The sequence below is a fragment of the Streptomyces sp. NPDC052396 genome, from assembly GCF_044593195.1.
In the GTDB taxonomy this organism is placed as follows: Bacteria; Actinomycetota; Actinomycetes; order Streptomycetales; family Streptomycetaceae; genus Streptomyces.
In genome coordinates this window covers 217,785-242,258 of sequence record NZ_JBIUAW010000001.1, presented here as the reverse complement: position 1 = coordinate 242,258, position 24,474 = coordinate 217,785, and the positions used below count along the sequence as shown (strand labels likewise).

The following is a 24,474-nucleotide window of genomic DNA, read 5'->3' as shown; positions in this document are numbered from 1 at the left end:
CGGGAGTGAAGACAACGATACGGATTCAGGTCTTCCGAAATACCGTCCGGGAAAGTTCTAATGCCGAGGACTCGTACTCCGAGTAATCCCAGAACCAAAGGAATCCTGTCCATGAGCGCGATACCGCCGACCATGACAAAGGCGTCCTCGTCCGGCGATCCCGCAGACGCGGCCGCCGCCGCGGGCACCCAGGACGGCCTCAAGGCCGGGCTCAAGAACCGGCACCTGTCCATGATCGCCATCGGTGGCGTCATCGGCGCCGGCCTCTTCGTGGGCTCCGCGTCCGGTATCGCCGCCGCGGGTCCCGGCATCCTGATCTCCTATGCGCTGGTCGGCGCCATGGTCGTCTTTGTGATGCGGATGCTGGGCGAGATGGCCGCGGCGCAGCCGACCTCCGGCTCCTTCTCCGCCTACGCGGACCGGGCGCTGGGCCGCTGGGCGGGCTTCACCATCGGCTGGCTCTACTGGTTCTTCTGGGTCGTGGTGCTGGCGGTCGAGGCGACCGCCGGTGCCAAGATCCTGGAGGGCTGGATGCCGGCCGTGCCGCAGTGGGGCTGGGCCTTGATCGTCATGCTGGTCCTGACCGCGACCAACCTGGCCTCGGTCAGCTCCTACGGTGAGTTCGAGTTCTGGTTCGCGGGCATCAAGGTCGTCGCGATCGCCGCGTTCATCGTCGTCGGCGGGCTGGCCGTGTTCGGTGTGCTGCCGGGCTCGCACAGCGACTCCGCCGGGCTGTCCAACCTGACCTCGCACGGCGGCTTCCTGCCCAACGGTCCCGGGGCGATCCTCACCGGTGTGCTGATGGTCGTCTTCTCCTTCATGGGCAGCGAGATCGTCACCCTGGCCGCCGGTGAGTCGGAGGACCCGCAGCGCGCGGTCCGGCAGGCCACCAACAGCGTGATCTGGCGGATCGGCGTCTTCTACCTGGGCTCGATCCTGGTCGTGGTCTCGCTGCTGCCGTGGAACTCCAAGGCCATCGCGGCCAAGGGCAGCTATGTGGCGGCGCTGGACTCGATCGGCATTCCGCACGCCGGCCAGATCATGAACGTGATCGTGCTCACCGCCGTGCTGTCCTGCCTCAACTCCGGCCTCTACACGGCCTCCCGGATGGCCTTCTCGCTGGGCCAGCGCGGTGACGCGCCCAAGGCGTTCGCGGTGGTCAACAAGCGGGGCGTCCCGCAGACCGCCATCCTCGCCTCGGTGGTCTTCGGCTTCCTCGCGGTGGCCTTCAACTACTGGTGGCCGGACACCGTGTTCAAGTTCCTGCTGAACTCCTCCGGTGCCATCGCCCTGTTTGTGTGGCTGGTCATCTGCTTCACCCAGCTGAAGTTCCGCGGCATCATCCAGCGCGAGATGCCGGAGAAGCACTCGGTGAAGATGTGGCTCTTCCCCTATCTCACCTGGGCGACCATCGGCATGATCATCTTCGTCCTGGGCTACATGGTCGTGGACGGCGGCGACAACCGTGACCAGGTGCTGGCCTCCAGCCTGATCGGCATCCTGGTGCTGGCTCTGGGCGTGGCGCTGGGCCGCCGCCACAAGAAGGCGGAGCCGGCCGAGTAGTCGGCTGCCGATACCCAAGGCGACGGGCCCGTGCCCCCCTTCCGGGGACACGGGCCCGTCGTCGTACGGAAGAGGCTCAGCCCCGCCGCCCCAGCAGTCGCCAGGCCGCCGGAAGGGCGCCCATGGCCAGGGCGGCCTTGAGGGCGTCACCGATGAGGAACGGGGTGAGGCCGGCCGCGATCGCGTCGGTCAGCGAGAGGTGGGCGGCCAGTGCCAGGTAGGGGACGCCCACCGCGTAGATGATGGCCGAGCCCAGGACCATGGTGCCCGCGGTGCGCAGGGCCGAGCGGTCACCGCCGCGGCGGGCCAGGGCGCCGACCACGGTGGCGGCCAGCAGCATGCCCAGGACATAGCCGAAGGACGGGAAGGCGGCACCGGAGCGGGCCTCGGCGAACCACGGCATGCCCGCCATGCCGGCCACCGCGTACAGGGCCAGGGAGAGGAAGCCGCGGCGGGCGCCCAGGGCGGTGCCCACCAGCAGGGCGGCGAAGGTCTGCCCGCTGACCGGCACCGGCGAGCCGGGCACCGGCACCGCGATCTGTGCGGTGACCCCGGTCAGTGCCGCGCCGCCCAGGATCAGGGCGGCGTCCCGGACCCGGGCCCGGGCGGCCGAGGAGGCGGGCAGGAGATCGGCGAGGACCGTACCGGTCCCAGGGACTGCGTTTGCGGCGGTGGCCATCGGAACTCCCCGAGAGATGCATGGATAGCGCATGGATAAGAGGACAGAGCGACGTTAGTCCAGACCGATCCATTCGGCACGTAGTCATCTTTGACAAAGCCCGCCCCACCGCATTTGGTGGGTTTCGCCCGAGTGATGCTGGTCACCTGCCACCCGGCATGGCTTGGCCGGAACGCCCTGCTCGGGAGATTGTGGACGCGCGCATACCTTGCGCCCCGTCGCAAGCCCCGCGCACCCCGCACGACCCGAGAGTACGAACCGCATGCACGACGCACCTCCGGCCGCCGAACCGCTCGCCGGCGAGCAGGAACCCCTGTCCGCGGGACTCAAGCAGCGGCATCTGACGATGCTGGGCCTGGGCGGAGTGATCGGCGCCGGGCTGTTTGTGGGCTCGGGCGCCGGGATCGCGGTCGCCGGGCCGGGGATCATCGTCTCGTATCTGATCGCCGGCGCGCTGGCCATGCTGGTGATGCGGATGCTCGGCGAGCTCTCCTCCGCCATGCCCGCCTCCGGCGCGTTCTCGGTGCACGCCGAGCGGGCGCTGGGCCGCTGGGCCGGGTTCACGGTGGGCTGGCTCTACTGGTTCCTGCTGGTGATCGTGCTGGCCGTGGAGGCCACCGCCGCCGCGCAGATCGCCCATGGCTGGGTGCCGGGGATGCCTCAGTGGGCCTGGGTGCTGGTGTTCATGGTGGTGTTCACCGCCGCCAACCTCTCCGCGGTGAAGAACTTCGGTGAGTTCGAGTTCTGGTTCGCCGCGCTCAAGGTCGGCGCCATCCTCCTCTTCCTGGGCCTGAGCCTGCTGGCCGTCTTCGGTCTGCTGCCGGACACCCACGCGGTGGGCTTCACCAACCTCACCGGCCAGGGCGGCTTCCTGCCCCGGGGCTGGAGCGGAGTGATCTCCGGCGTGCTGGCCGTGGTCTTCTCCTTCGGCGGCCTGGAAGTGGTCACCATCGCCGCCGCCGAGTCCGAGGACCCGGCCCGGGCGGTGGGCCGGGCGGTGCGCAGCGCGGTGTGGCGCATCCTCTTCTTCTATGTGGGCTCGATGCTGGTCATCGTCACCCTGCTGCCCTGGTCCTCGATGAAGCCGGGCCAGAGCCCGTATGTGGCGGTGCTGGACCATATCGGGGTGCCCGCGGCCGGCCAGATCATGCAGGTCGTGATCTTTGTGGCACTGCTGTCGGCGCTCAACGCCAACCTCTATGGCGCCTCGCGGATGGTGTTCTCGCTGGCCGAGCGGGGCGAGGCGCCGCGCTCGCTGCTGACCGTCTCCGGCGGCGGGGTGCCCCGGCGCGCCGTGCTGGCCTCGGTGGCCTTCGGCTTCGCCTCGGTCGTCCTCAACCTGGAATGGCCGGACTCGATCTTCCACTATCTGCTCAACGCGGTGGGCGCGGTCCTGCTCTTCGTCTGGGGCCTGATCGCCGCCTCCCAGCTGCGGCTGCGGCGGCGGATCGAGCGGGAGATGCCGGAGCGGCTGACGCTGCGGATGTGGGCCTTCCCCTATCTCACCTGGGTGGCGCTGGCCGCCATGGGCGGGGTGCTGGTGCTGATGCTCACCGATGCCGACTCCCGGCCGCAGCTGCTGTGGTCGGCGGCGGCCACCGGCGCGGTGCTGGCGGTGGCGGGGCTGCGGGAGCTGCGGCTGCGCCGCAAGCCCTGATCCCTGATTGCCGGTCCGGCCTCTCCCTGGGTGAGGAGGCCGGCCCTCACCGAGCCGAAAAGGCCTGGATTCTGGCGATACATCAGACACGGAGCGTCACCTCGATGTCTGAATATCGGACACCTCTGTCAGAAGTGTTGTCCTGAGCGAACATCGCCCCCACACTGAGGCAACTTTTCAGCGCTGTTTCACCTTCCATAACTCTTGTCACGGGGACGGACACCACATGACTCGCATCAACGCGCCCTCCGCGACCGAGCGTGAAGTCACCGACTCAGTGCCGCACGCGGCCGACGGCGCCCTGTCACACGGTCTCAAGCAACGCCATCTGTCGATGATCGCCCTCGGCGGGGTGATCGGCGCCGGTCTGTTCGTGGGCTCGGGCACCGGTATCGCGGCCGCCGGCCCCGGGATTGTGCTCGCCTATGCGGTGTCCGGACTGCTGGTGATGCTGGTGATGCGGATGCTGGGTGAGATGGCCGCGGCCAACCCCGCCTCCGGCACCTTCTCCGTGCACGCCGAGCGCGCCATAGGCCCCTGGGCGGGCTTCACCGCCGGCTGGATGTTCTGGATAGAGCTGTGTGTGGGCATCGCGGTGGAGGCCATCGGCGCCGCGTCCATCATGGTGAAGTGGTTCCCGTCCACTCCCTCGTGGATGTGGGTGCTGCTGTTTATGGCCGTGTTCTGCGGGACCAACCTGGCGGCGGTCGGCAACTTCGGCGAGTTCGAGTTCTGGTTCGCCGCGCTCAAGGTGGCGGCCATCGGCGCCTTCCTGGTCATCGGCGTACTGGCCATCCTGGGCCTGCTGCCGGGCACTTCCGCCCCGGGCACCGACAACCTCACCGGACGCGGCGGCTTCCTGCCCCATGGCACCGACGGTCTGGTGGCCGGACTGCTGGCCTCGGTGTTCGCCTACGGCGGCCTGGAGACGGTGACCATCGCAGCGGCCGAGTCGGAGCAGCCGGTCAAGGGCGTCGCCAAGGCGGTGCGCACCGCGATGTGGCGGATCGCGCTGTTCTATGTGGGCTCCATGCTGGTGGTGGTCACCCTGCTGCCGTGGACCGACAAGTCGGTGGTCACCGACGGCCCCTATGTCGCGGTGCTCAACTACCTCGACATCCCCGCGGCCGGCCGGATCATGGATGTGATTGTGCTGGCCGCCCTGCTCTCGGCGATGAACGCCAATATCTACGGCGCCTCCCGGATGTCCCACTCGCTGGTCCAGCGTGGCGAGGGCCCGCGCTTCCTGGCCAAGGTCAGCGGCGGGGTGCCGCGCCTGACCGTGCTGGCCTCCTCGGCCTTCGGCTTCCTGGCGGTGCTGTTCAGCTACTGGTGGCCCACCACCGTCTTCAAGTGGCTGCTCTATATGACCGGCGCCGCCGTGCTGGTGGTCTGGGGCTTTATCGCCGCCACCCAGCTGATGCTGCGGCGCAAGCTGGAGCGTGAGGAGCCGGAGCGCCTGGTGGTGCGGATGTGGGCCTTCCCCTATCTGACCTGGGTGGCGCTGGCCGGGGTTGTGGCCACCCTGGGCCTGATGCTGCGCGAGCAGGACACCGCCGAGCAGCTGTACGCCACCGCCGGGCTCACCGTGGTCCTGGCGCTCACCGGCTATCTGCGCCAGCGTTCGGCCGCCGCCAGGCGCGGCTGACGCTCCAACAGCTCAACCGAACCACCCGGGCGGGGTGGGTCCTGAATCCCAGGACCCACCCCGCCTCCGTCTTTGGCCCGAGAACGCCCCCGATCCCGCCCTGAACCCGCCCTGAACCCGCCACAGCAAAGCACTTGCTGATAGCGTCTACCTGCAAGTTAATTGCAATAAGCAGTCGGAGGGCTCGGCATGGCCATCTACACACTTCCTGAACTCCCGTACGACTACGCGGCTCTCCAGCCCGTCATCGACGCGAAGATCATTGAGCTGCACCACGACAAGCACCACGCGGCTTACGTCAAGGGCGCCAACGACACCCTGGAGCAGCTGGCCGAGGCCCGCGACAAGGACCAGTGGGGCGCCGTCAACGGCCTGGAGAAGAACCTCGCCTTCCACCTCTCCGGCCACATCCTGCACAGCATCTACTGGCAGAACATGACCGGCGACGGCGGCGGCGAGCCGCTGGAGAAGGACGGCGTGGGCGAACTGGCCGACGCCATCGCCGAATCCTTCGGCTCCTTCGCCAAGTTCAAGGCCCAGCTGTCCAAGGCCTCGGCCACCACACAGGGTTCGGGCTGGGGCGTGCTCGCCTACGAGCCGCTCAGCGGCAAGCTGATCGTGGAGCAGGTCTACGACCACCAGGGCAACGTGGGCCAGGGCTCCACCCCGATCCTGGTCTTCGACGCCTGGGAGCACGCCTTCTACCTCCAGTACAAGAACCAGAAGGTGGACTTCATCGAGGCGATGTGGCGGGTCGTCAACTGGCAGGACGTGGCCAGGCGTTACGCGGCCGCGAAGGAGCGCGGCAACGCGCTGCTGCTGGCGCCCTGATCCTCCGCCTTCCCGGGCTGCCTGCTCGTGATCGTCTTCTCACCCGTGTCACGCGGCAGGCACGGCGGAGGCCCCCGCGCGGTCGACTCGCGCGGGGGCCTTCCTCATGGGCCTTTTACCGTGCCCATGGTCTCAGGCGTGCCCGAACGCCTCGCCGGTTACGGTGAATTGGCGGGCGAGCCCGGTTTCATGCAGCCGGGCGAAGGGGGCGAACGGCACCCCGCACTCCGACTTGCCCCGGTCGAAGTTCCAGCTCTTGGCCACCGCGAAGCGGTAGTCGACGGCGGTGGAGCCATCGGGGGCCACCCGGACGGTGCCGGTCAGCCGGAACTCCACACAGCGCAGCGCCAGCCACCAGTCGGTGTGCACCCGCCAGGTGATCAGGGCGTCCCGCCATCCGCTGTCGGCGGGGTACGCGGCGGGGGCGCGCGGCGCCGGCCCGGCGTTCCAGCGGGCCAGGGCCTCCGTCCGCCATCGCGCCAGCTGCTCCTCGGCCGCGGCCCGGACGGCCGGCAGCGCGAGCAGCGCCTCGGCGTCCACCCGGCGGGGGGTGCCGGTGGCGCCGATGTAGTGCCGCAGCATGCCGGCCGCCCGGCGCAGGCCCAGCAGCCACCACAGTGGCCACAGCACCCAGCAGACGGCGAGCGTCAGCAGGTCATAGGGCCGCACCGGCAGCTCCGCGAAGGCGGCGTTGGCGCACGGCGGCTCCGCCTCCGCCCAGCCGCCGTCACGGCCCAGGGGCTCGGTGAGGTCGGTCTGGCCCATGGCGCGACCTTACGATGCGGGCCCGCCCCACGCCCGCCCACCGGGTTCCCCCGGGGGACACGGTGCCCGTGAGGGGCGCACCCTCAGTCGAAGACGGGGCCCTCGGTCCGCGTCCGCTTGATCTCGTAGAAGCCCGGCGTGGACGCCACCAGCAGCGTGCCGTCCCACAATCTGGCCGCGGCCTCGCCCTTGGGGGCGGGGGTCACCACCGGCCCGAAGAAGGCCACCTCACGCCCCTCGGGGCCCGGCACCGCGATCACCGGAGTGCCCACCTCCGTGCCCACCTTCTCGATGCCCTCGGCGTGCGACTTGCGCAGCGCCTCGTCATAGGCGTCGGAGCCGGCCGCGTCCGCCAGGGACGCCGGGAGCCCGGCCTCCTCCAGGGCGGCGATGATGGTCTCCCGCTCCCGCGGCAGCCCCTGGTTGTGGAAGCGGGTGCCCAGCGCGGTGTAGAGGCGGCCCAGCACCTCCTCGCCATGCTCCTGCGCCGCGGCGACGCACACCCGCACCGGGCCCCAGGCATTGCGCATGGCCTCGGCGTAGTCCTCCGGCAGCTCGTCCAGCCGGTTCTCATTGAGCACCGCCAGGCTCATCACATGCCAGCGCACCCGCACCGGGCGCAGCTTCTCCACCTCCAGCATCCAGCGGGAGGTCATCCACGCCCACGGGCACAGCGGGTCGAACCAGAAGTCGGCCGTGGTCTTCTTGTGTGCGGTCACCCTTGGCTCCTCGTACGCAATGAACGGTCAGCAATTCAACAACCGCCCCCATGCCATGATTCCTCAAGCTCGAAAGTCCAGCCGATCCGAGGGAGCCCGCACGTGCCCGGCGAGAATCTGACCCGCGAGGAGGCCCGGCAGCGGGCCGCGCTGCTGACCGTGGACGCCTATGACGTGGCGCTGGACCTGCGTTCCGCGGTGGGTGAGGCGAAGGGCGAGCCCCGCACCTTCCGCTCGGTGACCACGATCCGCTTCCGCTGCGCCGAGCCCGGTGCCGCGAGCTTCGCCGATCTGCTGGCACCCTCCGTCACCTCGGCCACCCTCAACGGCCGCGAGCTGGACCCGGCCGCCGTCTTCGACGGCTCCCGGATCGCGCTGACGGACCTGGAGGCCGACAACGTCCTGGTGGTGGACGCCCAGTGCGCCTACAGCCGCACCGGCGAGGGCATGCACCGCTTTGTGGACCCGGAGGACGGCGAGGTCTACCTCTACACCCAGTACGAACCGGCCGACGCCCGCCGGGTTTTCGCCAACTTCGAACAGCCCGACCTCAAGGCCCCGTTCACCTTCGCGGTCACCGCCCCCACCGGCTGGACCGTGCTCAGCAACGGCGCGCAGGACGGCGAGTGCGCCCCCGTGGACACCACCTCCGCTGCCTGGCGCTTCCAGCCCACCCGCCCCATCTCCACCTACATCACCGCTGTGGTGGCCGGCCCGTACCACGTGGTCCGCGACCACTACCGGCGAGAGCTCCCCGACGGCGGCACCCTGGAGATCCCGCTGGGCGCGCTCTGCCGCAAGGGCCTGGCCAAGCACTTCGACGCCGATGACATCTTCACCGTCACCAAGCAGGGCTTCGACTTCTTCCATGAGCACTTCGGCTTCCCGTACCCCTTCGGCAAGTACGACCAGGCATTTGTCCCGGAGTACAACCTGGGGGCCATGGAGAACCCGGGCTGTGTCACCTTCCGCGAGGAGTTCGTCTTCCGCGGCAAGGTGACCCGGGCCGCCTACGAGGGCCGGGCCAATGTCATCCTGCATGAGATGGCCCATATGTGGTTCGGCGACCTGGTCACCATGGAGTGGTGGGACGACCTGTGGCTCAAGGAGTCCTTCGCCGACTTCATGGGCTCCTTCTCCCAGGTGGAGGCCACCCGCTTCACCAACGCCTGGGTCACCTTCGCCAACCGGCGCAAGGCCTGGGCCTACCGCGCCGACCAGCTGCCCTCCACCCACCCGGTCACCGCCGACATCCGCGACCTGCAGGACGCCAAGCTCAACTTCGACGGCATCACCTATGCCAAGGGCGCCTCGGTGCTCAAGCAGCTGGTGGCCTACGCCGGCCGGGACGCCTTCCTGGAGGGCGCCCGCCGCTACTTCGCCCGGCACGCCTATGGCAACACCCGCCTCACCGACCTGCTCTCGGTGCTGGAGGAGACCTCCGGCCGGGACATGACCGCCTGGTCCCGGTCCTGGCTGCAGAGCTCCGGCGTCAACTCGCTGACCCCGCAGGTCACTTGTGACGCACAGGACCGGATCACCGAACTGGCCGTGCTCCAGGAGGCGGACGGCGACCAGCCACTGCGCCCGCACCGGGTGGCCGTCGGCCTCTACCGCCGCGAGGGCGCCGAACTGCTCCGCTACGCCCGCGCCGAGGCCGATGTCGCCGGGGCGCGCACCGTGGTGCCCGAGCTGGCCGGTGCCGAGCGCCCGGACCTGGTCCTGGTCAACGACGACGACCTGACCTACTGCAAGGTCCGCTTCAATGAGCGCTCGCTGGCCACCCTGCGCGGGCACCTGGGCGACCTCACCGACCCGCTGGCCCGCGCCCTGTGCTGGTCCGCGCTGTGGAACCTCACCCGGGACGCGCTGCTGCCCGCCCGTGACTTCCTGGAGCTGGTGCGCCGCTTCGCGGGCGACGAGAGCGACATCGGCGTGCTCCAGACCGTCCAGGCCCAGGCCGCCACCGCACTCACCCACTACACCGTGCCGGAGGTCCGCGAGGAGGCCGGGCGGCTGCTGGCCGAGAGCGCGTTCAGCGAGCTACGGCAGGCCGAACCGGGCAGCGGCCACCAGCTGGCCTGGGCCCGTTCCTTCGCCCAGCTGGCCACCGCCGACCATGAACTGCACCTGCTCCAGGGCCTGTTGGCGGGCACCGCCCGGATCGACGGACTGGAGATGGACCAGGAGCTGCGCTGGGCCTTCCTGGCCACCCTGGCCGCCCGGGGCGTGGCCGGCCAGGCGGAGCTGGACGCCGAACTGGCCCGCGACAACACCGCCTCCGGCAAGCGCCACCACGTCCGCTGCCTGGCCGCCCGCCCCGACCCCGAGGTCAAGGCCCGGGCCTGGGCGGAGGTGGTGGAGTCCGACCACCTCTCCAACGCCCTGGCCGAGGCCACCATCTCCGGCTTCGACCAGCCGGACCAGCGCGAGCTGCTGGCGCCCTACGCCCCGCGCTACTTCGAGGTGCTCGAGGACGTCTGGCGGGACCGCACCATCGAGATCGCGCTGGACATCGTCCGGGGCCTGTTCCCGATGACCCAGGGCGACCGGCCGACGCTGGAGGCCACCGACGCCTGGCTGGCCGCCCACCCCGATGCCGCGCCCGCCCTGCGCCGGGTGGTGCTGGAGTCCCGCGACGACCTGGCCCGTGCGCTGCGCGCCCAGGTCCGGGACGCCCAGGCGGCCGGATAGCCGTCCATGGCAGGGGCGTTGGGCCTTTCGACGATCGAACGCCCCTGCATTAGTCCGGTGTTGTCCGCGTTTGTCTACGGGCCTGTAACAACGGTTAAGGGACCGGCGGACGGCGGGAATGGCCCGGACATGAACTACGACACCCCGCTCTCCCCCCGTCCGCTGCACCAGCTCACCGACATCCGGCACCGGGTGATGACCTCGCGTCAGCTCCGCGAGCACGGTGTCACCTCGGCGACGGTCAATGACCGTTGCCGGGCCGGCGGCCCCTGGCAGCCGCTGCTGCCCGGGGTCTATCTGCTGCACTCCGGCCCGGCGAGCGCCGAGGAGCGGCTGCACGCCGCCCTGATGTACACCCTGGCGCGCACCCAGGGCGTCCCCCGCCAGCCCGGCCCGGAGGACGAGTCCGCCCCCTACGGGCAGGCCATGATCACCGGCCCGGCCGCACTGGCCCTGCACGGCTTCGGCTCCGCTCCCCCGGTGACCGCCCTGGAGCGGATCGACGTCCTGGTGCCCAGCACCCGCCGGCTGCGCCCGGCCGGGTTCGTCCGCCCGGTGCGGGCACACACCGTGCCCCGCCCCCGGCTGCTGGCCGGGGTGCCGGTGGCCCCGGTGGCCCGCGCGGTCGCCGACGCGGTGGCCCAGCTCAGCCAACCCGCCGCGGTCCGGGCGCTGTTGACGGAGGCGGTGCGTGGCGGACACTGCGAGCCGTCCCGCCTGGTGCGCGAGCTGTCCCGGGCCCGGCTGCTGCACCGGCCGGCGGTGCAGTCCGCGGTGGACGGCCTGCTGGCCGAGAGCCGGGCGGCCGCCGAGGGCCGGCTGTATGCCATGGTGGCCGGCCATGCGCTGCCCGCCCCGCTGTGGAATGTGGAGCTGTGGCTGCCGGGCGGCCCCTGCCTGGGCGCGGTGGACGCCTTCTGGCCGGACCATGGCGTGGTGGTGGAGATCGACACCCGGGTACCGCACACCGAGGAGTGCCAGCACTGGTCCGATCCGGCCCTGCGCCGCGAACGGCTGGAGCGGCTGGGGCTGGCGGTGGTGCACCTCACCCCGCAGCAGCTCACCGATCAGACGGAGCGGCAGGCCGCGGTGGTCCGGACCGCGCTGGCGGCCTCGGCCGACCGCGACCGCGCCGCCTACCTGGTGATCCTGCCCAGGTGATCAGCGCTTGAGGAGCAGTTCGGTGTTGCGGTCGGCGGCGTCGCCGACCAGGGTGGGGTCCGACCCCGGTGCGTTGAAGGCCAGTTCGCGGTAGAGCGAGGCCAGACCGGTCTGCGAGAGGTCATGGAAGTCGGTGCGGTGCGGGGCCGCGGACTCGATCAGGGTGGTGAACAGCGAGACCGTGCCGTCGTGGTTGTCGGTGACCTCGATGACGCGGGCGAGCTGCGGATAGTCGACATGGGAGGCGGTGGAGATCTCCCAGAAGGTGCCGCGCGGCCGGATCCGGTTGCGGTGGCTGTGGCCGTTGATCCAGGCCAGCACGTTCTTGTGGCTCTGCAGCAGGGCGATCATCTCGTCGCCCCCGTGCCGCTCGTCCTGGGGGTGGGAGGGGTCGGGGGTGGTGTTGTCCATGCTCCAGCTGGGGTGGTGGCTGAAGACCAGGACATAGTCGTCCCGGTGGTCCTTGAGCACCTGCTCCAGCCAGGCGAACTGGGCACTGCCCAGGGAGCCCTGGTAGTGGCCGCCCGGGGAGGTGGAGTCCAGGCTGACGCCCAGCACCCGGTCGGAGACCCGGAAGGTGTAGTAGAGGTTCCCGGAGTCCAGGTTGGCCTGGGTGTAGCCATGGCCGGCCGGTCCCTTGCCGGTGTACTTCCGGTCCAGGTGCATGGCCATGTACTGATGCTGCGTCAGCGGCACCCGGTGCGGGTCGGGGGTGACCCGGCGCAGTTGCTTCTTGTGCCGGCGCAGCAGGTCCTCTATGCGCTTGCCGCGCGGGTCGACGCCGTGCAGTTCGCCGTCCATCAGCCACTTGGCCTCGTCGGCCGGGATGTTGTAGAGCTTCTTGCCGCCCACCGCCACCTCGGCGATGAAGGAGTTGACGGCCGGGTAGCAACCTCCGGACAGCAGGTCATGGTTGCCGAAGGTGGAGTACCAGGGGATGTTCAGGCCAGGGCTGTTGACGCGGCGCATGGCGGCGTCCAGGTAGCCGTGGATCCGCGGATAGCCGACCGCCTTGTCCTGGTCGCGCAGTGAACTGTCCGGATGCCAGTAGAGCTTGAGGCCGCTGTTCTGGACGCCCTCGTAGTGCTTGGGGTCACCGGTGTTGGGGCTCATCCGGCCGCCGCTCATGGCGGTGAGGAACCACTCGGCCTCGATCTTGGCGTTCTCGTCGCCGTTGTCGCCGGTGGTGATGACAAAGCGCAGCGGGGAGCCGGTGGCCGGACCGTGGCGCAGCTTGTTGACGCGCTCGATCAGTGAGACCACTCCGGGCAGGGTGAGCGCCTCATGCGGGCGCCAGGCGCCCTGGCCGCCGGAGCGGAAGAACTCATAGCGCAGCGGGTGCTGCACATCCGTCAGGTGCAGGTCGGTGAACTGGACGAAGGAGGCCAGGGTGGTGCGGCGGGCCTCCCGGGCGGGGTGAGCGGCGGCCAGTTCGGTGCGCACCTGGCGGGGCCAGCCGGGGCCGTCGCCCAGGCGTCGGTAGCCGCCGCTGCCGCGCGGGGTGGCCACCGAGGCCAGGGTGGTGCCGGCGCCGGTCGGGGCAGCGTCGGCCACGGTGTCCGCCGGGGACGCGGCGGGAGTTCCGGCGGCCGGGCGCCGGCCAGGGTCCGGGGTATCCGCGGCGGCCGGGCCACCGAGGGCCAGCCCCAGCCCGCCGGCGGTGCCGACGGCGCCGGCCGCCGCCAGGAACCCACGACGGTCGAGGTGAGAGGCGGCGGATCTGCTGGATCTGCGGTGCATGGCGGTCTCCCCGAGTGCGAAGGCGATGGCGTGCGGTGGGCGGGTGGGCCGCGGCCGCTGTCAGTGAGGATCGTTGGCAGCGCGAGTGACCTCGGCGTGAACACGGCAGCAACGGCCGCCGCCGATCACCTCACATCGATCTTGGCGACCGCGAACCGACATATATCACTCGTCCCCTGGAGTGCTGACGCTCACTCAGCGTTCACCCAGGTGGGAACGCCTGTGGCGAAACCTTAAAGGCCGTCAGGCGGCGCTGTAGTCCGTTTGCCCCACACACCCGGTGGCGTGTCGGCCGAGGTTCGGGCGATTCATCGCTCTCCGTCCCGCTTCATCCCGCTCTCCCGCTGGCGGGTTTACGCCATCTTTATGTTCCTGGCCCGGCAACTCTCCCCAAATCGCCGTCAGTTACATAAAAGTGAGCGGTCAACCACCACTCACTCAAGGCACAGGGACCTTTATGACCACCCCCGCCTCCCGCGCCGCTGCCCTCGGCGGCGCGAGACGTACCGGACGAATAGCCCTCGCGGCCGCCGTGGCGGCCGCGCTCACCGCGGCGGGCACCCTGCCCGCCCTCGCCGACGAGCCGCAGCCGGCGCCGGGCGCGGTGAAGACCGCCAACCCGGCCATGGACAAGCTGGGTTCACAGGGCGCGGGCCTGCTGGCCAAGGCCAAGGCCGATGGTGACCGGACGGTCACCATGATGTTCTCCACCACTCCGGGGCAGACCGGACAACTCGCCGGAAAGCTCGGTGCCATCAAGGGCGCCTCGGTGGGCAAGAGCTACGACCAGCTGGGCTACCTCCGGGTCACGGTGCCCACCGCCAAGGCGGACGCCGCCATCGCGCAGGCCGAGCGGCTGTCCTCGGTGGAGAGCATCGACCTCAAGGAACAGATCAGGCTGCCGGACCCGACCCCGCACGGCGACGCCGCCCCGGGCGCCAAGGCGGCCAAGGGCAAGTACCCGGCCCCCGGCAAGGACACCCCGGCCAGGAACCCCTACCAGCCCGCCTTCGAGACCGGTGCGGTGGACTTCGTCAAGGAGCACCCCAAGGCCGACGGCCGGGGCGTGACCATCGGCATCCTGGACTCCGGCGTCGATCTGGCCCACCCCGCGCTGCAGCGGACCACCACCGGCGAGCGCAAGATCGTCGACTGGGTCACCGCCACCGACCCGCTGCTGGACGGCGACGGCACCTGGCTGCCGATGACCACCGAGGTGCACGGGCCCTCCTTCGCCTTCAACGGCCGCACCTACACCGCCCCCGAAGGCGACTACCAGGTGGCGCTGTTCAAGGAGAGCGCCACCATCGGCGGCGATATGCAGGGCGACCTCAACCGGGACGGTGACACCACCGACTCCTGGGCGGTCCTCTACGACCCGAAGAAGGGCACCGTCCGCGTCGACCTGGACAACGACGGGGACTTCCGCCACGCCACCGAGATGAAGCCCTACAAGGACGGCTTCCAGGTGGGGTACTTCGGCAAGCAGGACCCCAAGTCCCAGCTGGCCACCCGGATTCCGTTCACCGTGCAGATCCGCAAGGACGTGCCGATGGACCCCAAGGGCGGTGACTGGATCGGCAAGAAGGCCGACTTCGTCAACATCGGTGTGGTCGAGTCCGAGCACGGCACCCATGTCGCCGGCATCACCGCGGCCAACGGCCTGTTCGGCGGCAGGATGAGCGGCGCCGCCCCCGGCGCGAAGATAGTCTCCTCCCGGGCCTGCACCTGGAGCGGCGGCTGCACCAATGTCGCGCTCAAGGAAGGCATGATCGACCTCGTCGTCAACCACGGCGTGGACATCATCAATATGTCCATCGGCGGGCTGCGCGCCCTCAACGACGGCAATGACGACCGCGACAAGCTCTACACCCGGCTGATCGACCAGTACGGGGTGCAGCTGGTGATCTCCGCGGGCAATGACGGCCCCGGCGCCAACACCATCGGCAACCCCGGGCTGGCCGACAAGGTGATCAGCGTGGGCGCGGCCATCTCCAAGGAGACCTGGGCCGCCAACTACGGCTCGGAGGTGAAGACTCCCTACGCGATGATGCCCTTCTCCTCCCGCGGCCCGCGCGAGGACGGCGGCTTCACGCCCACCCTCACCGCCCCCGGCGCCTCCATCAACACCACACCCACCTGGGAGCCGGGTGCTCCGGTCGCCGAGTCCGGCTACCAACTGCCCGCCGGCTACGGGATGTTGCAGGGCACCTCGATGGCCTCCCCGCAGGCCACCGGCGCCTCGGCGCTGCTGATCTCGGCCGCCAAGCAGCAGCGGATGAAGCTCACCCCGGCCGCCCTGCGCACCGCGCTCACCAGCACCGCCCACCAGATCAAGGGCTTCCAGGCCTATGAGCAGGGCGCCGGCCTGATCGACATCCGGGACGCCTGGAAGTCGCTGCGGCATGGCGCGTCCGCCCATGACTACCAGGTCAAGGCCCCGGTCTCCACGGTGCTTTCCGGCAGGCTGCGGACCCCCAACTTCGGCACCGGCATCTACGACCGCGAGGGCGGCCTCAAGGCCGGGCAGAGCAAGACCTATGAGGTCACCGTCACCCGCACCTCCGGCCCCGCCCGGCCTGTGTGGCACGACCTGAAGTGGCGCAACAACGACGGAACGTTCAGCCTGTCCGGCCCCGGCCGGGTGCGGCTGCCGCTGAACAAGCCGGTCACCGTCAAGGTCAAGGCCAAGCCCCGCGCGGCCGGCATCCACACCGCCATCCTGGCCGTGGACGACCCGCGCACCGAGGGCATCGACCTCCAGATGATGACCACCGTGGTGGTCGCCGAGCCGCTGGCCAAGCCGTCCCTCGAGGTCAAGCGGTCCGGCTCGGTGCAGCGCAACGCCACCCGCTCGTACTTCATCAGCGTGCCCCAGGGCACCAAGACCCTCCAGCTCCAGCTGGGCGGCCTGCGCCAGGGCAGCCAGACCCGGTTCATCGCCATCGACTCCCGTGGCATGACGATGGACCCCACCAGCACGCCCAACTGCTACCCCAACTACCCCAACCCCAAGAACACCTGCCGCCCCGACCTGCGCACCTACGCCGATCCGATCCCCGGCGTCTGGGAGATCGAGGTCGAGTCGCGCCGTACCTCGCCGCTGCTGGACAACCCCTACACGCTGACCGCCACCGCGCTGGGCGCGCAGTGATCATCGAGTAGGCGGTCCTTCGGTTCCGGGGCGGGCGTCCATGGCGGGCGCCCGCCCCATCGGCCCCCGGTACGGCACACTGTTTCCCATGCCTCTGCGGACCGAGGCGGCGCTGCGCGTAGCCGTCACACGGCTCGATCCCTCTGCCGCCGTCCGCTTCGAGCGGGAGTTCCACGCGGCCCGGCAGGAAGCGGTGCGGACGGACAGCACCGTGCCCATACAGACCTTCCGCTACCGGTGGGCGGTGTTCGTGGCCCTGCGCCGCCCGCCCGCCCGGGCCGCCAGGCTCGCCGAACTCGAAGCCGCCGTCGCCGAGGCCGCCACTCATGAGGCGGCCCGCGCCGCTTCCTCAGAAATCGCCGCGCTCCTGGACGAGGCCACGCGCGAGGTCGCCGAGCAGCCTGCGCGGCGCCGGTGACGGTGACTATGGTGGTGGCATGTCTGTATTCACACTTCGCATCCCCGATGAACTGGACGCCGAAGTGCGCAAGGCGGCCGCCGATTCAGGTCTCTCCCTGAACGCCTACATGATCCGCACCTTGCGTCGCCAGATGGTCAAGGAAGCCGCAGAGGCCCAGGCCGCCATCGGCGGCGTCCTCCTCGTCGACACCCAGGACGACGACCCGGCCGGAGACATCCGGTGAAGCGTGGCACCGTCTGGGAACTGTCCCTGCCCAACGCCACGCGCACCGTGCTGGTGCTGTCCATCGACGAAGCAAACGCCAGCTACCGGGCCGCGGTGTGCCTGCTCCTGCACCCCGCCGGGGCCTACCCCGACACTCTGCTGTCCGTCCCCATCAGCGCCCCGGTACAGGCGGTGGCGGTACCGGTGAACATGACCCAGTACGCGGCCCAGCGTTTCGAGGACGGAAAGCTGCTGGGGCAGGTGCCCGCGGACACCATGGCGCGCGTCGAGAACGCCGTGCGCTCCACGCTGGACCTCTGATCCCGGCCGGCGCCGCCCGTCCCGCCCCTCGGACAACGGATTGGACTTTTGGTACCGGTCCCCCCGCATGATGGGAACGTACTGCTACCTCAGTAGGGAGCCCTTATGCGGATCGGAATCGTCGGAGCCACCGGTCAGGTCGGCGCGGTCATGCGCAAGATCCTCGCCGAGCGGAAATTCCCGGTCACGCAGCTGCGCCTGTTCGCCTCGGCCCGTTCCGCCGGCTCCACGCTGCCCTGGCTGGACCAGGAGATCACGGTCGAGGACGCGGCCACCGCCGACTACTCCGGCCTGGACATCGTGCTGTTCTCCGCGGGCGGCGCCACCTCCAGGGCGCTGGCGGAGAAGGTCGCCGCCCAGGGCGCCGTGGTGATCGACAACTCCTCGGCCTGGCGCCGCGACCCCGAGGTCCCGCTGGTGGTCTCCGAGGTCAACCCGCACGCCATCGCCGACCGCCCCAAGGGCATCATCGCCAACCCCAACTGCACCACCATGGCCGCGATGCCGGTGCTCAAGCCGCTGCACCTGGAGGCGGGGCTGACCTCCCTCGTCGCCACCACCTACCAGGCGGTCTCCGGCTCCGGCCTGGCCGGCGTGGCCGAGCTGGACGGCCAGGTCCGCAAGGCGGCCGAGCACGGCCCCGAGCTGGTGCACGACGGCCGGGCCGTGGACTTCCCCGAGCCGGGCGTCTACCAGCGCACCATCGCCTTCAATGTGCTGCCGCTGGCCGGCTCCCTCGTGGACGACGGCAGCTTCGAGACCGACGAGGAGCAGAAGCTCCGCAACGAGTCCCGCAAGATCCTGGAGATCCCGGAGCTCAAGGTCTCCGGCACCTGCGTCCGGGTCCCGGTCTTCACCGGCCACTCCCTCCAGGTCAACGCCCGCTTTGAGCGCCCGCTGTCCGTGGAGCGCGCCTATGAGCTGCTCAAGGACGCCCCCGGCGTGGAGCTCTCCGAGATCCCCACCCCGCTCCAGGCGGCCGGCCGGGATGCCTCCTATGTGGGCCGCATCCGCGCCGACGAGACCGTGGAGCACGGCCTGGCCCTGTTCGTCTCCAACGACAACCTCCGCAAGGGCGCGGCGCTCAACGCGGTGCAGATCGCGGAGCTGGTGGCGGAGGAGCTGCGCTCCGCCTGACCGGCGGGGCCGGGCTCCCGTCCGGGGGCCCGGCCCACCGCAGCCCGGCGGTGTCCACGGCGAAGCCAAAGGGCTCCGACAGCTTGACCCGCTCACCGAACCGGTGGGTTTCCACCGTTCGGTAAGCCGCCCCCAGCGGATGCGAGTGCAGCTCGCACACGCCATCGGCGATATCGACGAGCAGGTGCTGCGGAATGCGGCTCATGGCGTACCAGCGGCGCTTGGCCAGGTAGTCACCGCACCGCCCGTTGGACAGGACTTCGACGACCATCGCGACCCGGTCTGCCGGGAACCATCGAGTTCGGGGATCTGGTCCAGAAAGCGCATCAGCTCGTGGTCCGGCTTGGCTCGCATACGGTCCTCGTCATGTGCTCTCGGTCGGGGGCCGACACCCACCGTACGGACGCGGCCGGGCTCCGGTCGCAGCGCGTGACCCCCTATCGAGTGGCCCACCGCCGTTCCAGCCCCACCGTGGCCGCAAGGCCGGTAGAGGCGCCCCCTCGCCCGGAATCCAACACTGCACCCCCGCACCCCTCCGTGGAAGGATGACCCGGAAAGTCCAGTTGAGCGGGAAGTGAAGGAGAAGCCCAGGTGCCTGGCACGAATCTGACGCGGGAAGAGGCCGAGCGGCGGGCGCGGCTGCTCACCGTGGACTCCTATGAGATCGAGCTCGACCTCTCCGGGGCGCAGCAGGGCGGCCGGTTCCGCTCGGTGACCACCGTGCGGTTCGACTCGGCCGAGGCCGGGGCGGACAGCTTTATCGATCTGGTGGCGCCCGAGGTGCACCAGGTGGTGCTCAATGGTGAGGCGCACCAGCCCTCCGAGGTGTTCGCGGACAGCCGGATCGTGCTGCGCGGGCTGCGCGCGGGGCGCAATGAGCTGCGGGTGGTGGCGGACTGCGCGTACACCAACACCGGTGAGGGACTGCACCGTTTCGTCGACCCCGTCGACAACCAGGCTTATCTGTACACCCAGTTCGAGGTGCCGGACGCCCGCCGGGTCTTCGCCTCCTTCGAACAGCCGGACCTGAAGGCCACCTTCACCTTCACCGTGCGGGCCCCCGAGGGCTGGACGGTGATCTCCAACTCGCCCACCCCGGAGCGTCCGGCGGACGGCATCTGGCGGTTCGAGCCCACGCCCCGGATCTCCACCTACATCACCGCGCTGATCGCGGGCCCGTACCACAGCGTGCACAGCAGCTATGAGAAGGACGGGCGGACCGTCCCGCTGGGCATCTACTGCCGTCCGTCGCTGGCCGAGTTCCTGGACGCGGACGCCATCTTCGAGGTGACCCGGCAGGGCTTCGACTGGTTCCAGGAGAAGTTCGACTACGCCTACCCCTTCGCCAAGTACGACCAGCTGTTCGTGCCGGAGTTCAACGCGGGCGCCATGGAGAACGCGGGCGCGGTGACCATTCGCGACCAGTATGTCTTCCGCTCCAAGGTGACGGACGCGTCGTATGAGCTGCGGGCCGAGACCATCCTGCATGAGCTGGCCCATATGTGGTTCGGCGACCTGGTCACCATGAAGTGGTGGAACGACCTGTGGCTGAACGAGTCGTTCGCCACCTACACCTCCATCGCCTGCCAGGCCGCCGCGCCCGGCTCCAGGTGGCCGCACTCCTGGACCACCTTCGCCAACTCCATGAAGACCTGGGCCTACCGGCAGGACCAGCTGCCCTCCACCCACCCGATCATGGCGGAGATCAACGACCTGGAGGATGTGCTGGTCAACTTTGACGGCATCACCTATGCCAAGGGCGCCTCGGTGCTCAAGCAGCTGGTGGCGTACGTCGGCCAGGACGAGTTCTTCCGCGGGGTGCAGGCGTATTTCAAGGAACACGCCTATGGCAACACGCAGTTGGGCGATCTGCTGGGCGCCCTGGAGAAGACCTCCGGGCGGGACCTGCGGACCTGGTCGCGGGCCTGGCTGGAGACGGCCGGGATCAACACCCTGCGGCCGGAGATCGTCACCGACGGCACGGGCGTGATCACCTCCTTCGCGGTGCGCCAGGAGGCCAATCCGCTGCCCGAGGGCGCCAAGGGCGAGCCCACCCTGCGGCCGCACCGGATCGCCATCGGCTGCTATGAGCTGGTGGACGGCAGCCTGGTGCGCACCGAGCGGATCGAGCTGGACATCGACGGCGAGCTGACCGAGGTTCCGCAGCTGGCGGGCAAGAGCCGCCCGGCGGTGGTGCTGCTCAACGACGACGACCTGTCCTACGCCAAGGTGCGCCTGGACGAGGAGTCGCTGAAGACGGTCACCGCGCACCTGGGCGACTTCGCCGAGTCGCTGCCGCGCGCCCTGTGCTGGGCCTCGGCCTGGGACATGACCCGGGACGGCGAGCTGGCCACCCGGGACTACCTGGAGCTGGTGCTCTCCGGGATCGCCAAGGAGTCGGACATCGGCGTGGTGCAGTCGCTGCAGCGCCAGGTGAAGCTGGCCCTGGACCTGTACGCGGCGCCCGACTGGCGGGAGACCGGCCTGGCCCGGTGGACCGAGGCCACCCTGGAGCACCTGCGGGCGGCCCAGCCGGGCAGCGACCACCAGCTGTCCTGGGCCCGGGCCTTCGCCGCCACCGCCCGTACCGCCCCCCAGCTGGACCTGCTGGCCGCCCTGCTGGACGGTAGTGAGACGGTCGAGGGCCTGGTGGTGGACACCGATCTGCGCTGGGACCTGCTGATCCGGCTGGCGTCCACCGGACGGGCCGACCAGCAGGCGATCGACGCCGAGCTGGCGCGGGACCGCACCTCGGCGGGCGAGCAGCACGCGGCCTGGGCGCGGGCCTCCCGGCCGACGGCCGAGGCCAAGACGGACGCCTGGGAGCTGGTGGTCGGGCAGGGCAAGCTGCCCAACGCGGTCCAGGAGTCGGTGATCGGCGGCTTTGTCCAGGCCGACCAGCGGGATCTGCTGGCCCCGTACACCACCACCTACTTCTCGGTGATCAAGCGGATCTGGGAGACCCGGGACCATGAGGTCGCCCAGCAGATCGTCACGGGTCTCTACCCGGCGCTGCAGATCTCCCAGGCCACGCTGGACGCCACCGACGCCTGGCTGGCGACCGCCGAGCCGGCCGCCGGTCTGCGCCGGCTGGTGACCGAGGCCCGGGCGGGCGTGGAGCGCGCGCTCAAGGCGCAGGCGGCCGACGCGGCGGCGTAACAACACCGGGACGCACATAAGGGCCGGGGCGGCTGCGCCCCGGCCCTTACGGCAGTCGTTCGGCTACGTCAGCGCGAGCTGCGCGGGTAGTGGGTGTCATGGGTCATGACGTTGTCCGACTTGCGGGACAGCACCATCACCAGCCCGGCGATCGCCAGGAACAGCACAATCGGCGCGGCGACGTAGAGGCCCAGGGTGTTGATCAGGCTCAGGCCCGGACCCGGGTCGTCACCGTCGTCGCGGGTGAGCGCGAACGCGGGGGACGACATCAGCAGCAGCATCAGCGTGCCGGCGGAGACCGCTCCGGCCCGCACGGCGTTCATCTTCTTATTGCTCACGGCCTTAAATTAACCGACCCTTCCGGACCCCGCGCGTCCGGGGTGGCCCCAGCGGAACCGGCCGCCCCGGCCGGCCGCCGCACCTCCTCCATCAGGGTGTGCAGCCGGGGCGAGGCGGCCAGCTCCTCCAGGGACAGCGGCCGTCCCCCGGCGTCCGCGACCGGCAGCCGCCAGTTGGGGTACTGGTCCCAGGTGCCGGGCAGGTTCTGCGGCCGCCGGTCGCCGACCGCGTCCGGCAGCCAGACGCCCACCATCCGCGCGGGCGTGCTCAGCAGGAACCGGTGCACCGCCCGCACCGCCGCCTCCTCGTCCCCCGGCCCCTCCGGCAGCAGCCCCAGCCGGCCGAACAGGGCCAGCCACTCGGCCACCGCCTTGGCGTCCTCCCGCTGCTCCACGGCCAGCGGCCGCTTCAGCAGCCCCAGCCGGTGGCGCAGCTCCACATGGTCGCCGGTGAGCCGGGCGGCGGTGCTGGGCAGGTCATGGGTGGTGGCGGTGGCCAGGCAGCCCTCCCGCCAGCGGTGCGGCTCCAGCGGTGCCGCATGGCGCCCGGAGCCGTTCGCGGCGTAGTCGCGCTCGAACCACAGCACCGAGGTGCCCAGCACCCCCCGCTCGGCCAGCGTCTCCCGCACCCCGGGCTCCACCGTCCCCAGGTCCTCGCCGATCACCGCCGCGCCCGCCCGGTGCGCCTCCAGGGCCAGCACGCCCAGCATCGCCTGGGCGTCATAGCGGACATAGGTCCCCTGCCCCGGCTCGCGGCCCTCGGGCACCCACCACAGCCGGAACAGGCCCATCACATGGTCGATGCGCAGCGCCCCGGCGTGCCGGAACAGCGACCGCAGCAGGTCGCGGTAGGGGGCGTAGCCGGTGGCCCGCAGCGCGTCCGGCCGCCAGGGCGGCAGCCCCCAGTCCTGGCCCCGGGAGTTGAAGGCGTCCGGCGGCGCGCCCACGGACATCCCGGCGGCCAGCGCGTCCTGCTGGGCCCAGGCGTCCGCGCCGCCCGGGTGCACCCCCACCGCCAGGTCATGGACCAGGCCGGTGCGCATCCCGGCGTCCCGGGCGGCGCGCTGGGCGGCGGCCAGCTGGGCGTCGGTGAGCCAGGCGAGCCGGCAGTGGAAGTCCACCCGGTCCAGCAGTTCGCCCCGGGCCCGGGCGGTGCGCGCCGAGCGGGGGTCCTTCAGGGCGCCGGGCCAGCGGCGCCAGTCGCCGCCGTAGACCTCGGCGAGCGCGTTGAAGGTGGCGTGGTCGTCCAGGGCCTGGCCCCGGTCGGCGAGGAACGCGCAGTAGGCGGCCCGCCGGCCCGGGCTCAGCGGCACCGTGTGCACCAGTTCCAACGCCCGTAGTTTGAGCGCCCATACCGCGTCCCGGTCGATCAACTCCCCTTTGTGCAGCACCGCTTGGCGCAGCCCGGCGGCCCGGACCAGCAGTTCGCCGGCCGCCGCGCGCTCCGCGCCGCCCAGGTAGCCGTACTCCGGGATCTCCTCGATCCGCAGATGGACCGGGTCGGGGAAGCGGCGCGAGGACGGGCGGTAGGGCGAGGGATCGGTGGGGGCGGTGGGCAGGGCCGCGTGCAGCGGGTTCACCTGGAGGAAGTCCGAGCCGAACACCCGTCCGGCCCAGGCCGCCAGCTCGGCCAGGTCGCCCAGGTCGCCCATCCCCCAGGAGCGCTGGGACAGCAGGGAGTAGAGCTGCACCAGAAAGCCATGCCCGCGCCCGGGCGGCTGGGGCAGCCGGCGGGGCGCGACGATCAGCGGCGCGCTGCCGGAGCGGCCGTCGGGGGTGCGCGCCCGCAGCAGATGGCTGCCCAGCGGCAGCGGGCCGTCGCCGGGCAGCACCCGGCCGTCCTCGGTCTCCACCCGCAGCGCGGTGCCCTCCGGCAGCTCCGGCGGAGCCGGCAGCTCCGGCCCGGTCCCGTCCGTCGCCTCCAGCACCACCATCGGCGGCAACAGCCGCCCGCCATGGGCCTGTTGATGGGCATCCAGCGCGTCCCGCACCGCCCGGGGCGTGGAGGCGTCCACACCGAGCGCGGCCAGCACCGCGACCACGGTGTCCTCGGGCACCGGGACGCTCTGGCCTGGCGCGGGCTGGTAAGAGGTGGCGACACCGTGCAGTTCGGCCAGGCGGGCCCGGTCCATGCGAAGCCTCCCAGGGCAGCGGCAGGGGTCACCCCTGCCCTACCCGGCAGCGGACCCCGGGCAATCCCCGCACCCACCCGACTCCCCAGGGCAATACCGGCACTTCGGTCAGCTGCGTTGACGACACCCGGCGGCTGGTGATGGGCTCATC

The 24,474-nt window shown here is 70.8% G+C and carries 17 protein-coding genes and 2 pseudogenes; 12 read left to right on the top strand and 7 right to left on the bottom strand.

Annotation, left to right across the window (positions count from 1 at the left end):
• Window positions 1-111 precede the first annotated feature (111 nt).
• Window positions 112-1,563 (top strand): amino acid permease, encoded by a 1,452-nt coding sequence (locus ACIHFE_RS01145; protein ID WP_400103271.1) that lies wholly within the window; start codon window positions 112-114, stop codon window positions 1,561-1,563.
• 76 nt (window positions 1,564-1,639) lie between these two features.
• Here ACIHFE_RS01145 and ACIHFE_RS01140 read toward each other — a convergent pair whose 3' ends face one another.
• Entirely contained in the window at window positions 1,640-2,242 is a 603-nt protein-coding gene (locus ACIHFE_RS01140; RefSeq protein WP_400103270.1) for a biotin transporter BioY, read from the bottom strand.
• Window positions 2,243-2,504: 262 nt separating this feature from the next.
• Here ACIHFE_RS01140 and ACIHFE_RS01135 point away from each other — a divergent pair, with 262 nt between their 5' ends.
• The 3 genes from ACIHFE_RS01135 to ACIHFE_RS01125 all read left to right on the top strand — a co-directional run bounded on the left by ACIHFE_RS01135 (window position 2,505) and on the right by ACIHFE_RS01125 (window position 6,378).
• Window positions 2,505-3,899, top strand: coding sequence for an amino acid permease (locus tag ACIHFE_RS01135; protein ID WP_400103268.1), 1,395 nt, complete (start codon window positions 2,505-2,507; stop codon window positions 3,897-3,899).
• Window positions 3,900-4,125: 226 nt separating this feature from the next.
• Window positions 4,126-5,547, top strand: coding sequence for an amino acid permease (locus ACIHFE_RS01130; RefSeq protein ID WP_400103266.1), 1,422 nt, complete (start codon window positions 4,126-4,128; stop codon window positions 5,545-5,547).
• Window positions 5,548-5,736: 189 nt separating this feature from the next.
• Window positions 5,737-6,378, top strand: a complete 642-nt coding sequence (locus ACIHFE_RS01125) for a superoxide dismutase (RefSeq protein WP_400103265.1) — start codon at window positions 5,737-5,739, stop codon at window positions 6,376-6,378.
• Between the two features lie 132 nt (window positions 6,379-6,510).
• On the opposite strand, the gene ACIHFE_RS01120 is transcribed toward ACIHFE_RS01125, so the two are convergent.
• Together ACIHFE_RS01120 and ACIHFE_RS01115 are read right to left on the bottom strand one after the other, a co-directional pair.
• Window positions 6,511-7,143, bottom strand: coding sequence for a hypothetical protein (locus ACIHFE_RS01120; protein WP_400103263.1), 633 nt, complete (start codon window positions 7,141-7,143; stop codon window positions 6,511-6,513).
• An 83-nt stretch (window positions 7,144-7,226) separates the two neighbouring features.
• Entirely contained in the window at window positions 7,227-7,862 is a 636-nt protein-coding gene (locus tag ACIHFE_RS01115) for a DsbA family protein (RefSeq protein ID WP_400103261.1), read from the bottom strand.
• Window positions 7,863-7,964: 102 nt separating this feature from the next.
• On the opposite strand from ACIHFE_RS01115, the gene pepN (ACIHFE_RS01110) reads away from it, so the two are divergent.
• Entirely contained in the window at window positions 7,965-10,556 is a 2,592-nt protein-coding gene (pepN, locus tag ACIHFE_RS01110; RefSeq protein ID WP_400103259.1) for an aminopeptidase N, read from the top strand.
• Between the two features lie 129 nt (window positions 10,557-10,685).
• Window positions 10,686-11,717: a hypothetical protein gene (locus ACIHFE_RS01105; protein WP_400103257.1), complete on the top strand. Its 1,032-nt coding sequence runs from the start codon at window positions 10,686-10,688 to the stop codon at window positions 11,715-11,717.
• Here ACIHFE_RS01105 and ACIHFE_RS01100 read toward each other — a convergent pair whose 3' ends face one another.
• The gene (locus tag ACIHFE_RS01100) at window positions 11,718-13,457 is read right to left on the bottom strand and encodes a TIGR03767 family metallophosphoesterase (RefSeq protein ID WP_400103255.1); all 1,740 of its coding nucleotides are present in this window, start codon (window positions 13,455-13,457) and stop codon (window positions 11,718-11,720) included.
• A 457-nt stretch (window positions 13,458-13,914) separates the two neighbouring features.
• On the opposite strand from ACIHFE_RS01100, the pseudogene ACIHFE_RS01095 reads away from it, so the two are divergent.
• The 5 genes and pseudogenes from ACIHFE_RS01095 to ACIHFE_RS01075 all read left to right on the top strand — a co-directional run.
• Window positions 13,915-16,605 (top strand): annotated as a pseudogene (locus ACIHFE_RS01095) (S8 family serine peptidase); the annotation flags it as partial.
• Window positions 16,606-16,699: 94 nt separating this feature from the next.
• Window positions 16,700-17,029: a hypothetical protein gene (locus ACIHFE_RS01090; protein WP_400103253.1), complete on the top strand. Its 330-nt coding sequence runs from the start codon at window positions 16,700-16,702 to the stop codon at window positions 17,027-17,029.
• A 19-nt stretch (window positions 17,030-17,048) separates the two neighbouring features.
• The gene (locus ACIHFE_RS01085) at window positions 17,049-17,255 is read left to right on the top strand and encodes a toxin-antitoxin system HicB family antitoxin (protein WP_400103251.1); all 207 of its coding nucleotides are present in this window, start codon (window positions 17,049-17,051) and stop codon (window positions 17,253-17,255) included.
• Window positions 17,252-17,557 carry a type II toxin-antitoxin system PemK/MazF family toxin gene (locus ACIHFE_RS01080; RefSeq protein WP_400103249.1) on the top strand — a complete coding sequence of 102 codons (306 nt, stop codon included), beginning with the start codon at window positions 17,252-17,254 and terminating at the stop codon, window positions 17,555-17,557. The genes ACIHFE_RS01085 and ACIHFE_RS01080 overlap by 4 nt, the downstream gene beginning before the upstream one ends.
• 105 nt (window positions 17,558-17,662) lie before the next feature.
• Window positions 17,663-18,694: an aspartate-semialdehyde dehydrogenase gene (locus tag ACIHFE_RS01075; RefSeq protein ID WP_400103247.1), complete on the top strand. Its 1,032-nt coding sequence runs from the start codon at window positions 17,663-17,665 to the stop codon at window positions 18,692-18,694.
• Here the strand turns inward: ACIHFE_RS01075 and ACIHFE_RS01070 are convergent.
• Window positions 18,642-18,989 (bottom strand): annotated as a pseudogene (locus tag ACIHFE_RS01070) (Uma2 family endonuclease); the annotation flags it as partial. The gene ACIHFE_RS01075 and the pseudogene ACIHFE_RS01070 overlap by 53 nt on opposite strands.
• Window positions 18,990-19,285: 296 nt before the next feature.
• Here ACIHFE_RS01070 and pepN (ACIHFE_RS01065) point away from each other — a divergent pair.
• On the top strand, window positions 19,286-21,853 hold the full coding sequence (gene pepN / locus ACIHFE_RS01065) for an aminopeptidase N (protein WP_400103245.1): 2,568 nt from the start codon (window positions 19,286-19,288) through the stop codon (window positions 21,851-21,853).
• Window positions 21,854-21,921: 68 nt separating this feature from the next.
• Here the strand turns inward: pepN (ACIHFE_RS01065) and ACIHFE_RS01060 are convergent, their stop codons facing one another.
• Together ACIHFE_RS01060 and malQ are read right to left on the bottom strand one after the other, a co-directional pair.
• Window positions 21,922-22,176 carry a hypothetical protein gene (locus ACIHFE_RS01060; RefSeq protein ID WP_400104382.1) on the bottom strand — a complete coding sequence of 85 codons (255 nt, stop codon included), beginning with the start codon at window positions 22,174-22,176 and terminating at the stop codon, window positions 21,922-21,924.
• An 11-nt stretch (window positions 22,177-22,187) separates the two neighbouring features.
• A complete protein-coding gene (gene malQ / locus ACIHFE_RS01055; protein ID WP_400103243.1) occupies window positions 22,188-24,323 on the bottom strand; it encodes a 4-alpha-glucanotransferase in 2,136 nt (711 codons plus the stop codon).
• Window positions 24,324-24,474 lie beyond the last annotated feature (151 nt).

What these genes read in the sequence shown, in the direction of transcription:
- ACIHFE_RS01100 (WP_400103255.1), bottom strand. Translation starts at nt 13,457, where the DNA reads ATGCACCGCAGATCCAGCAGATCCGCCGCCTCTCACCTCGACCGTCGT.
- ACIHFE_RS01145 (WP_400103271.1), top strand. Translation starts at nt 112, where the DNA reads ATGAGCGCGATACCGCCGACCATGACAAAGGCGTCCTCGTCCGGCGAT.
- ACIHFE_RS01120 (WP_400103263.1), bottom strand. Translation starts at nt 7,143, where the DNA reads ATGGGCCAGACCGACCTCACCGAGCCCCTGGGCCGTGACGGCGGCTGG.
- ACIHFE_RS01090 (WP_400103253.1), top strand. Translation starts at nt 16,700, where the DNA reads ATGCCTCTGCGGACCGAGGCGGCGCTGCGCGTAGCCGTCACACGGCTC.
- ACIHFE_RS01085 (WP_400103251.1), top strand. Translation starts at nt 17,049, where the DNA reads ATGTCTGTATTCACACTTCGCATCCCCGATGAACTGGACGCCGAAGTG.
- ACIHFE_RS01125 (WP_400103265.1), top strand. Translation starts at nt 5,737, where the DNA reads ATGGCCATCTACACACTTCCTGAACTCCCGTACGACTACGCGGCTCTC.
- ACIHFE_RS01130 (WP_400103266.1), top strand. Translation starts at nt 4,126, where the DNA reads ATGACTCGCATCAACGCGCCCTCCGCGACCGAGCGTGAAGTCACCGAC.
- ACIHFE_RS01105 (WP_400103257.1), top strand. Translation starts at nt 10,686, where the DNA reads ATGAACTACGACACCCCGCTCTCCCCCCGTCCGCTGCACCAGCTCACC.
- ACIHFE_RS01135 (WP_400103268.1), top strand. Translation starts at nt 2,505, where the DNA reads ATGCACGACGCACCTCCGGCCGCCGAACCGCTCGCCGGCGAGCAGGAA.
- malQ (WP_400103243.1), bottom strand. Translation starts at nt 24,323, where the DNA reads ATGGACCGGGCCCGCCTGGCCGAACTGCACGGTGTCGCCACCTCTTAC.
- ACIHFE_RS01060 (WP_400104382.1), bottom strand. Translation starts at nt 22,176, where the DNA reads ATGAACGCCGTGCGGGCCGGAGCGGTCTCCGCCGGCACGCTGATGCTG.
- ACIHFE_RS01140 (WP_400103270.1), bottom strand. Translation starts at nt 2,242, where the DNA reads ATGGCCACCGCCGCAAACGCAGTCCCTGGGACCGGTACGGTCCTCGCC.
- ACIHFE_RS01075 (WP_400103247.1), top strand. Translation starts at nt 17,663, where the DNA reads ATGCGGATCGGAATCGTCGGAGCCACCGGTCAGGTCGGCGCGGTCATG.